Source organism: Actinoplanes sp. CA-030573 (assembly GCF_050951115.1).
GTDB lineage: Bacteria > Actinomycetota > Actinomycetes > Mycobacteriales > Micromonosporaceae > Actinoplanes.
The window spans coordinates 9,983,748-9,991,100 of the sequence record NZ_CP192038.1; the positions used below are offsets into that span (position 1 = coordinate 9,983,748).

Below are 7,353 nucleotides of genomic sequence, written 5' to 3' on the forward strand. Positions count from 1 at the left end.
CTGGGATTTTGGAAGGGGCCAGATTGGCGGCCAAGGGCGAACGGAAAGCGCCTCAAGACGGTACGGAACGCCCTAGACCGGCAAAGAGGGGCCAACAACAAGAAAGGCACGTGACGAATCACGTGCCTCACCACCGCCGGAGATCAGCTATTCAGCGCCGTCGGGCGATGACAGCCCCTCCTCCTCGACGCCGATCATGCCGACTATCCGCTCCAGGTCGTCGACCGTCGCGAACTCTATCGTGATCTTGCCCTTGTTCCGGCCGATGTCGACTTTCACCCGAGTATCGAACCGGTCGGACAGCCGCTCGGCCAACTCGTTCAGCGCCGGCGCGTGGACCTTGGCCCGGCGGGTGGGCGCCGCCTTCTTGGCCGGCCCGTCGGCGATCGCCAGCGAGACGAGCTCCTCGGTCGCGCGTACCGAAAGACCCTCGGCCACGATCCGGAGCGCGAGCTTTTCCTGAGCCTCGCCGTCGTCGAGACCGAGCAGCGCGCGGGCGTGCCCGGCCGACAGCACCCCGGCGGCCACCCGCCGCTGCACGGGCGCCGGCAGATTGAGCAAGCGGATCGTGTTGGAGATCTGCGGCCGGCTGCGACCGATCCGGCGAGCCAGCTCCTCGTGCGTGGCGCCGAACTCCTCCAGCAGCTGCTGATAGGCGGCCGCCTCTTCGAGAGGATTCAGATTCGCACGGTGGATGTTCTCGAGCAGGGCGTCGCGCAGCATGGCATCGTCACGCGTCTCGCGTACGATCGCCGGGATTTTGTCTTTGCCGATGGCCTGCGCCGCGCGCCACCGCCGCTCGCCCATGACCAGCTCGTAGTTACCGTCGCCAAGATCGCGCACGACGATCGGCTGGAGTAGGCCGACCTCACTGATCGAGGTCTTGAGCTCCTCGAGCGCTTCCTCGTCGAAGACGTGCCGTGGCTGCTTCGGGTTCGGCACGATCGAGTCGACGGGCAGCTCGGCAAAGCGCGCCCCGGGAACGGGCGAGAGCTGATCAACGGCGGAGGGCGCGGTCTCGTCGAACGGTGCGGCGGCCGGCGGCGGAATCGGCACCGACGCGGGAGCGACCGGGGGAGAAGAAGCGGGATCGACGGCCGGTGCCGTCGGGATCAGTGCGCCCAGGCCGCGGCCCAGGCCGCCCCGTGGACGGTTCTTCATGCCGTGCCTCCCGTGTTGACGCCACGCATCGCGATCTCCAGGGCGGCCTCGAAGTAGCTGGTAGCACCCCTTGAACCCGGATCGTAGGTCATCACGGATTGGCCATAACTCGGAGCCTCCGACACCCGCACGTTCCGCGGGATGACGGCGTTGAGCACCTTACTGCCGAAGTGGTTGCGCACGTCCTGCTCGACCGCGTCCGCGAGCCGGGTGCGCCGGTCGTACATGGTCAGCAGGATCGTCGAGACATCGAGCGTCGGGTTCAGGTGCTGCCGTACCAGGTTGATGTTGTTGATCAGCTGGTTGAGGCCCTCCAGCGCGTAGTACTCGCACTGAATCGGGATCAGCACCTCCTGCGCCGCGCACAGCGCGTTGACCGTGAGCAGGCCGAGCGAGGGCGGGCAGTCGATGAAGACGTAGTCGAACTTCTCCGGGTGCGCGGCGATGGCCCGGGCCAGTCGCGACTCGCGCGCCACCACCGACACCAGCTCGATCTCCGCACCGGCGAGGTCGATCGTGGCCGGCACGCAGAACAGGTTCGGGATACCCTCGACCGGCTGCGCCACCTCGGACAGGGGCACGTTGTCGATCAGGCAGTCGTACACGTCCGGCACGCCGGCGTGATGGGGCACGTTGAGACCGGTGGAGGCGTTGCCCTGCGGGTCAAGGTCGACGACGAGCACGCGGTTGCCATGCAGCGCCAGGGCGACCGCGAGGTTCACGGTCGTGGTCGTCTTGCCGACGCCGCCCTTCTGATTCGCGACGCAGAGCACCCTCGGGTGGTCCGGACGCGGCATGGTGATTTCGCCGCTCGGGTTGAGGATCTGCACAGCTCGCAACGCTTCCATGGCTAGCGGGGGATCGTCTTCATCCTGGCTCGGCGTTTCACGTGAAACATGCTCGTCAGCGTCGAACGAGGGGCTCGCGGGCCCGAATGAGGGTCCGGCCGGGGCGACCGGACCGTCTGAGGTGGGTGCCGCGGCCGCACCCGAGGTGGGCGCCGAAGCCGCGTTCGAGGTGGGCGCCGAAGCCGCGGCCGGAGAGGCCGAAACGGGGACAGGCGACGATGCGACGGCCGGCGGTCCGGAACGCGGCGCGGGCAAACGCGGCTCCTCAGGCCCCGACCCCGGGCCCGGCTGTGGCGCCGGCGTCCCGTACACCTGCCCGGACGATGACGCGCGAGGCACGTAACCGCTGCCTACGCGAGGCGTGGGCACGCCCTGATCCATGGTTGCGCCAACAGGACCACCGAAGGCGATCCCCCCGGGCCCGGGAGGGCCGAGAGGCGACTCGGTTTCACGTGAAACACCGAACTCATGCACCGGTTTATCCCTGTAAGTGAGGAACGGGTCGGTAGGCGACTCGTGCGCTCCGGCGTCAGACCGGTCCACACTATCGACGCCCGGCCAGCCTACGTTTGTTGGGCGAGCCTCGCCACGGCCGTCCACACGTTGAGGCGAGTGCGACGTCGACAGATCATCCGCTTCGGGCACTGCGAAGACCATCACGCCCGGCACCAGTCGCAATGCGGCCGCTTCGGCGCACCCGTTCGGCGTCGACGATTCCCGGCCAAAGGCGCCCAAAACAACCGCGGCCTCCGAACCAGCTTCCTCCGCGCGGGGCGAATCGCTCTTCGCGACCTTTTTACCCGTACGCGACGACGCAGCCCCGTGACGCAAAGTAAGGGACGGCTCGATTCCGCCCGACAGCCAAGGCCGACTCAGAATCGCCTCGGTCGACCCCGCCGCAGATCCGCCCGTCCACACCGTCTCGACAAGCAACGAGTTCTGGTCCGCCACAACGGGCGCCGCCGCGGCCTCCCGGGGGCCCGGCACGCTCCCGGACCCCGACTCCGAATCGCGCGGAGAGTCCCGGGCCGAGTCATGCGCCCGGTCACGCGCCGAGTCGTGCGCCGGAGCTTCAGACGCGAGCGGGCCCACGCCGAATGACCCGCGCGGCCCCGGAAGACCGCCGTTCCCCTGGCTCGCTTGAGGTCTGACCTGATCGGGACGTCGGTTCTTCACATTCCGCTTCCGCGCGCCCCGCTTGGCCATCTAACCCCTCCGCGTTCTCCCTCGTCCGGATCCCCGGCCACCGGCCTTTCCGCCGGCACCGCGCCCCGCTGCCTCCGCCCGGCCGGACGGCTTGGGCCGTGACCGCACGACATCCCGTTCCTTGACGATCTCCACGACCGTCGTCGGCGGCTCGATCAGCCCCGTCCCGCACACCCGCAGAACCGGTGTCCCACCGCCCAGCTCGGCGACCACGGTCCCGTGCTCCGCGATCTCCTCGGCGGCCGAGCTGCCCTTCAGTGCGAGCAGCCGGCCACCGACCCGGGCCAGCGGCAGGCACCAGCCGGCCAACCGGTCGAGCGCGGCGACCGCCCGCGCGGTGACGACGTCGGCGCCGGCGGGGGGCCCGTCGACGACGTCCTCGGCGCGACCCCGGACGACCGTGACGGTCGACTCGAGGCCGAGTGCGGTCACCGCCTCCGACAGGAACGCGGTTCGTCGTGCCAGCGGCTCGACCAGGCTGATGGTGAGATCCGGCCGGGCCACTGCCAGCACGATACCGGGCAAACCGGCACCAGACCCCACGTCAACCACCGAAGCGCCGATAGGGATGATCTCGGTCATAACGGCGCAATTCACCAGGTGACGTTCCCAGATGCGGGGCGCCTCCCGAGGACCGATCAATCCCCGCACAACCCCGTCGGTGACCAGCAGTCGGGCGTAGTCCACAGCCAGCCCGAACCGGTCACCGAAAACGCGCGAGGCAACCTCCGCGATCTCCGCCGGCGGCAGCCCATCGACCGGCGAGGTGGGAGAGACCGCCGAGGTGAAAGGGGCGCCCGAGGTCGGAGCGGCCGGCCAAGTGGAATGGGCCGTCGAGGTGGAAGGGGGCGACGCGGAAGGGGCGGCCGAGGCGGAAGACTCCCCGGAGGAAGGACGCGCAGACCTCTCCGTCCGCGGGGCAGACCGCCCCGGGAACTTGGCCGGGCGCCGCGGTGACTTGCGGCCTGGGAAAGACGACGGCCCGGGCGACGACTCGCCCGGGCCGCTCTCACCCGCGCCGTAGCGGGGTTCCGTCATTGTCAGTCCGCCGCCCGCACCACGATCCGGCGGTTCGGCTCGACGCCCTCGGACTCGCTCTGCACGCCCGGAATCGCGTTGACCACGTCGTGCACGCACTTGCGCTCGAACGCCGACATCGGCTCGAGGCGTACCGGGTCGCCGTGCTCCTTGACCTTCTCGACCGCGTTGCGGGCCACGGCCGCGAGCTCCTTGCGGCGGGACGCGCGGTAGCCGCCGATGTCGAGCAGCAGGCGCGAGGGCGACCCAGTCGCCCGGAAGATCGCCAGCCGCGTCAGCTCCTGCAGCGCCTCCAGCGTGGCGCCGCGCTGGCCGACGAGCGGCTGCAGCCGGCCACCGACCACCTCGACCATCGGGCGCCCGGCCGACACGAGCTCGTCGATGTCGCCGTCGTAGTCGAGGATGTCCAGCAGACCCTCGACGTAGTCGGCGGCGATCTCGCTCTGTCGGAACAGGTCACCCTCGGAGGTGACGGTCTCCGACTTCTTGGTCTCCTCGGCCGTCTCCTCCGGCGCGGAAGACTCGGTCGACTCGGCGGCGACCGAAGAGTCGGGAGTGCTGGTGTCGGTCACGGTCTCATCTCCGTACTCAATGTTTCCCGCGGCGGCACCCGCGGGGAGGTCTCGGTAAGGGGAGCGCTCGGGCGCCGTCACGACGTCCGAGCTGCGATCATCCCTTGGGTTTACTGGCGGGCCGTGCGCCCTTCTTCGGATTCACCGGTTTGGCGCCGGGCCGCGGCGCGAGCGACTTGGTGTCCACGACCGGGGTCTCGGGCTCGGCGGCCTGGGCCTTGTTGCGGCCGAACAGACCACCGCTGCGGCCGGGCTGAACCGGGCTCTTCGCAGCGGCGCCGGTGGCCTTCTTGGCCGGGGCACTCGACGGCTTCGCGGACGAGCCCGACTTGCCGGCCATCTGCGGCGGCGGGAACTTGCGGAGCACCCACTGCTGCTGGGCCAGGGTGAACAGGTTGTTCGTGACCCAGTAGATGATGACGCCGATCGGGAACAGCGAGCCCGACACGAGCAGCGACAGCGGAATGCCGTACAGCATCAGACGCTGGATCATCTTCTGCTGCGGGTCCTCGGCCCAGCCGGTCTTCAGGATCATCTGACGGCTGGTGGCGTACGTCGTCGTCATCATGATCAGGACCAGGATGCCGGCCACGACCTTGACCGTGACGCTGTTGGCGCCGAGCGCGGCCAGCTCCTGCGCCGTGGACCCGAACTTCGAGGCGAGCGGCGCATTGAACAGCGTCGCGTGGGTAGCGTCCTTGAACTCGGCGTCCGTCCACCCGTACAGCGTGGTCTGGGTGTTTCCGGGGTTCAGGCGGCGCAGCGTGTGGAAGAGACCGAGGAAGACGGGGATCTGCAAGAACATCGGAAGGCAGCCCATCAAAGGGTTGGCCTTCTCGGTCTTGTAGAGCTCCATCATCTCTTTCTGGAGCGTCTCGCGGTCACCCTTGTGCTTCTCCTGCAGGGCCTTGACCTTGGGCTGCAACGCCTGCATGGCCCGCTGGCTCTTGATCTGCTTGACGAAGACCGGGAAGAGGATGACGCGGACGGTCACCACCAGGAAGACGATGGCGAGGACCCAGTCCCAGCTGGTTCCGAGGAAGTTGTCGGGAATGCCGATGGCGTCCCACAAGTCGTGCCAGCGCAGGAGGATCCACGAAATGGCCGTGTAGATCCAGTCGAGGCTCAATTCAGGCTCCAGTCACATCGGCAGGACGGTGACGGATCGGGTCAGGCACCGGGTCGTACCCGCCAGGGTGGAAGGGGTGGCAGCGCAGGAGCCGCCATACGGTCAGCCCCGTCCCTCGTATCGCGCCGTGCTTCGCCAGCGCCTCCAACGAGTACGCGCTGCACGAGGGATAGAACCGACAGCGGGCCGGCAGCACCGGGCTCACATAACGACGGTACGCGACGACCATGGCGGTCAGCACACGGGCGAGCACGCTCATCGCTGCCGCCGGGGTCGGCGAGCGGCCGCCAGGGCCGCCTCGAGGTCGGCGCCGAGAGTCGCGAACGACGCCCCGGCCGCCGCGGGCAGGGCCCGCACCACCAGCATCGAGCCCTCCGGCAGATCGCCGAGCAGGGGCCGGACCAGGTGGCGGAGGCGGCGGCGGACCTTGTTGCGGACCACCGCGTTGCCCACCGCCTTGGATACGACGAAGCCGGCGCGCGCCGTGGAGGCTCGCACCGGCTCCTCGAGAAGCAGATGGACGACGACCGTGCCCCGGCCTGCCCGCCGGCCACCGCGAATGGTCGCGGCGAACTCGGCGCTACGCCGCATACGCTGCGCCGCGGCCAGCACGACTACCTGGGCAATTCCGGCCCCGCCAGCCGTCGGCTCAGGCCGACAGCTTGGCGCGGCCCTTGGAGCGGCGGCCGGCGAGGATGGCACGGCCGGCACGGGTGCGCATCCGCAGCCGGAAGCCGTGGGTCTTGGCGCGCCGGCGGTTGTTCGGCTGGTAGGTGCGCTTGCTCACGTCAAAACTCCGTCTTCACTACGAGACTCGAGAGGACGAACGTCCTAGGGGGCATCAGGCTGCAAGACGCCACCTTATCAGAACGCGGCGGAGCAACCGCTCGACCCTACGCAGGGCAGCGATGCAGGTCAACTATATCGTTCGTCGGCACGCCGACAGACGAGATCATCACCCGCGGCAGCTCGTCCTTCTGCGCGGGTAGTGAATCTTTTCGCGCTCGGGGGCGCCTGTCGAGCGGTGGGACAGTTGTAGCTTCGGCGAATTCGCTGTTAGCGTGCCCGTTTGCTGGTCATCAGCGCTGTGTGCATACCACGACGTAATCGGCCAAAACCGGACAAGCACGTGAATCGTTCGGCACGGTGAGCCTGTACAACCGCGCCGTCAGGCTCCGGTAAGTCTGCCGACCGTCCGGCCGGGGAGCGACCGCCGGCGAGTGCACAGGTTGTGGATAACCTGTGGACAACCGGTGGCGTCAAGCGTGTTCAGCACGTTAAATGTGGTGCTGGATTGGGGGGAGCCGTCGGACGCCTGGAAAACCAGGCGGCGGCGGGGCAAAGGCGGTAAGCCGGACAAGGTCCACCGGGGGTCGGTGGCGATGGGGGTGGCGCGGCG

At 68.8% G+C, this 7,353-nt stretch carries 8 protein-coding genes; all 8 read right to left on the reverse strand.

The window, feature by feature from the left end:
* Positions 1-147: 147 nt before the first annotated feature.
* The 8 genes from ACQP2F_RS46380 to rpmH all read right to left on the reverse strand — a co-directional run bounded on the left by ACQP2F_RS46380 (position 148) and on the right by rpmH (position 6,741).
* Positions 148-1,161, reverse strand: a complete 1,014-nt coding sequence (locus ACQP2F_RS46380) for a ParB/RepB/Spo0J family partition protein (protein ID WP_433299510.1) — start codon at positions 1,159-1,161, stop codon at positions 148-150.
* On the reverse strand, positions 1,158-2,264 hold the full coding sequence (locus tag ACQP2F_RS46385; RefSeq protein WP_433299512.1) for a ParA family protein: 1,107 nt from the start codon (positions 2,262-2,264) through the stop codon (positions 1,158-1,160). The genes ACQP2F_RS46380 and ACQP2F_RS46385 overlap by 4 nt, the downstream gene beginning before the upstream one ends.
* Before the next feature lie 951 nt (positions 2,265-3,215).
* Entirely contained in the window at positions 3,216-3,965 is a 750-nt protein-coding gene (gene rsmG / locus ACQP2F_RS46390) for a 16S rRNA (guanine(527)-N(7))-methyltransferase RsmG (RefSeq protein WP_433307915.1), read from the reverse strand.
* Between the two features lie 290 nt (positions 3,966-4,255).
* Positions 4,256-4,846 carry a protein jag gene (locus ACQP2F_RS46395; protein ID WP_433307917.1) on the reverse strand — a complete coding sequence of 197 codons (591 nt, stop codon included), beginning with the start codon at positions 4,844-4,846 and terminating at the stop codon, positions 4,256-4,258.
* 76 nt (positions 4,847-4,922) lie between these two features.
* On the reverse strand, positions 4,923-5,954 hold the full coding sequence (yidC, locus tag ACQP2F_RS46400) for a membrane protein insertase YidC (RefSeq protein WP_433299514.1): 1,032 nt from the start codon (positions 5,952-5,954) through the stop codon (positions 4,923-4,925).
* A gap of 1 nt (position 5,955) precedes the next feature.
* Entirely contained in the window at positions 5,956-6,213 is a 258-nt protein-coding gene (gene yidD / locus ACQP2F_RS46405) for a membrane protein insertion efficiency factor YidD (RefSeq protein WP_433299516.1), read from the reverse strand.
* Positions 6,210-6,566 carry a ribonuclease P protein component gene (gene rnpA / locus ACQP2F_RS46410; protein WP_433299518.1) on the reverse strand — a complete coding sequence of 119 codons (357 nt, stop codon included), beginning with the start codon at positions 6,564-6,566 and terminating at the stop codon, positions 6,210-6,212. Before rnpA ends, yidD begins: the two co-directional genes overlap by 4 nt.
* A gap of 37 nt (positions 6,567-6,603) precedes the next feature.
* Positions 6,604-6,741 (reverse strand): 50S ribosomal protein L34, encoded by a 138-nt coding sequence (gene rpmH / locus ACQP2F_RS46415; protein WP_030440868.1) that lies wholly within the window; start codon positions 6,739-6,741, stop codon positions 6,604-6,606.
* Positions 6,742-7,353 lie beyond the last annotated feature (612 nt).

Bases quoted from the DNA above. Each gene is read 5' to 3' on its own strand.
- yidD (WP_433299516.1), bottom strand. From the start codon at position 6,213: ATGAGCGTGCTCGCCCGTGTGCTGACCGCCATGGTCGTCGCGTACCGT.
- ACQP2F_RS46380 (WP_433299510.1), bottom strand. From the start codon at position 1,161: ATGAAGAACCGTCCACGGGGCGGCCTGGGCCGCGGCCTGGGCGCACTG.